2 protein-coding genes are annotated in these 2,645 nt (G+C 30.8%); both read right to left on the bottom strand.

The genetic code is table 11. The features are described from left to right. Nucleotides 1-493: 493 nt before the first annotated feature. Nucleotides 494-1,093: an ATP-binding protein gene (locus tag ACTHW2_RS12790; protein ID WP_442264275.1), complete on the bottom strand. Its 600-nt coding sequence runs from the start codon at nt 1,091-1,093 to the stop codon at nt 494-496. 490 nt (nt 1,094-1,583) lie between these two features. Continuing rightward, a partial coding sequence (locus ACTHW2_RS12785) for an ATP-binding cassette domain-containing protein (RefSeq protein ID WP_442264274.1) occupies nt 1,584-2,645 on the bottom strand: 1,062 nt, incomplete at its 5' end.

Below are 2,645 nucleotides of genomic sequence, written 5' to 3'. Positions count from 1 at the left end.
TTCATTTTTACTAGACCCCGTTCCATGACACAAAATAACTGTAGGAAATTTTTTACCTACCTTGGGATAACTAAATATAACAGGAATATCATACAAATTACTTTTTACTGTAATTTTATTATCCATTTTAATCGCTCCTTCCAAATTAAAACTTCATTGTCAATTTATTTAACCTTTGTCGCATAAATCCACATATGCGTAACTAGTTACCATATTAAATATAATTATACTAAATAATTGTAAATTATTAAAATACCAAAATCCTTACTTCTCATACACTGCTTACAACAATTAGATTCTAATTACTCTAAGCAATGCACGAAATATATTTGTTTAAAGTTCCTGAAACCCTTGATTTTATAGCACAAACTGCACCCATCACTATTATGACACGTTCCCCAGTTGCAAAACAAGTATATGCTATATCAATATTATTGCTTTCAATCTAGGTTTATAAAAAAAAGATTCTTAGAACATATTGTAATTTAGATTGTTACAAAGTATATTTAGTACCACAAACTCTTCCTTCGACTTTTATGAAGCTTTGGTCTACTAAAGACTTTAATAGTTTAACAACTTTTGTCTTTCCAAATCCAGCATATTCAACCACCTCGGAGCTTGAAAGTTTCCTGTTACTTGAAAAAAATTGATATATAAGTTTTTCATCATCACTTAAGGTTAGTTCTTTTTTCATTACTGGAGTTACCACCTTTATCGAATTCTCATATACTTCAAATCTAGGTTTTACCTCACTTTGAGAATATGAGTTGTTAATTCCTTTGACACCAGTTCCGAATCTCTCAATATTGTGAAGCCTAAAGAATATATTTCCTATTATTGGATTTCTCAAGATAGATATTTGCACATCAAGGTATTCTTCCTTGGTCATGTCCTTTGGTAGCCCGCCCGGAGATATTATTTCAATTAGATTTTCGTACATAGCTACACGAATATGAGTATCTATATCCCAAACCCTATGAATCAATGCGTTGGCGATTGCCTCCCTAAAGACTTCTTCTGGGACTTTTTCTACTTTTACACGTAAGTCTCCTTTAATTTCTTCATATTGGTAATACTTACGATACATAGTCATGACTTTTTCGTATTGGTCTAATATGGATATGTCAACAAAAGTTTATCTATCTAATATTATATTAATAATATCTCCGAATCTTGCCACATCAACTCATAAAAAATATTTTCGTCTGCTAATATCTCTCCAGCTTGGTTGTATCCCTCATCTACTTTATATAACTCTAGGCTAATTTGACTTTAGGCTACTTTCAAGATACTTAAAGCTTAAGTCTTGATTTTTTGCTAGTAGATTTTAAAAAGTTTTATTTTGTCCTTCCAATATAAGTCTTTTTAGCTCATATGACTCAACTTGTATAGTTGATGAATCATTTCTTTTATAGGCTTTAGACTTATAAAAGAGGGGATATCTTTCACATAGTTATAACATAGTTATGCAACTATTAAATTTAAAGATTTTTTACTTATCCAAATAGATTGTAAAAATCAGCTGCAGATTTTTCTACAAGCTGCAATGGCAGCACCTTCTTTAGCATGTTGATAGTAGGTCTTTATTTTAAACTATCGATAAGTTCCTCTATTCTTATAATACCTCTGCCTTTCCCACCTAGCTTATTTAAAACAGAAGGAACATAGGGTTGTTTTAAAGAGGCTTTTTCTAGAAGATCAGGGGAAGTTAATATTACCTCAGGCCTACCTTGTTTTAAAATTTCTCCCCTATTCATAACTATAATTTCATCTATACCATCTGTAATAAATTCCATATCATGAGTTATAATAATAATGATTTTTCCTCTTTCCTTTAATTTTTCAATAATTGACTTAAGTCTCCTATTTCCAAATATGTCTTGTCCAGCAGTAGGTTCATCAAAGATAACCACCTGAGGGTCTAAATATAGTAAGGTGGCGATAGCTACAAACTTCCTAGTTGACCAGGATAAATTATAAGGGTGATTATCTAGTTCATTTTCTAAACCACATAGTTTGATAATATCTAAGAACAATTCTTCATCCACTTCTTCTTTTTTATTCGTGTAAAGTATTTCACTCCTAACAGTTGAAAGAAAAATCTGATCATCTGGGTTTTGAAAAACATATCCAACATATTCAGACCTCTTAGAAGCTGGAAGTTTTGCAATATTATTATTATTTAATTTAATATAACCCTTACCAGGCTTTAATAATCCACAAATTGCCTTGACCAAGGTAGTTTTCCCAGCCCCATTTTGTCCAATAATTCCATAAGCTTTGCCCTTATCAAAGGATAGGCTTATATTTTTAATAGAATCTTTTTTATTTTTAGGATAGGTATAGGAAATATTATTTACTTCGACAAAAGCATTTTTAACTTCTCCTAAAGCTTGATTACAATCAAAGTTATTGTTTCTTAAATCCTTAGACTTTAATATAGACAAAATTTCATCTTCTGAACATGGCAAAGCTTCCAAATTAAACTTCTCTTTTAATCTTAGTCCCAGCTTTAGGCTATTAGGTTTTGCAACCCCATATTCCTCTAGTTTAGGGTTAGAAAAAACCTCCGTAGCTCTACCATTTAAAACTATTTGTCCATCACTAACTACAAGGATTCTATCTGCATATTTATATAATAGATC

Source organism: Tissierella sp. (assembly GCF_052089545.1).
In the GTDB taxonomy this organism is placed as follows: domain Bacteria; phylum Bacillota; class Clostridia; order Tissierellales; family Tissierellaceae; genus Tissierella_A.
Note: the sequence above shows the minus strand (reverse complement) of the source record. Positions and strands in the feature narration are given on the sequence as shown.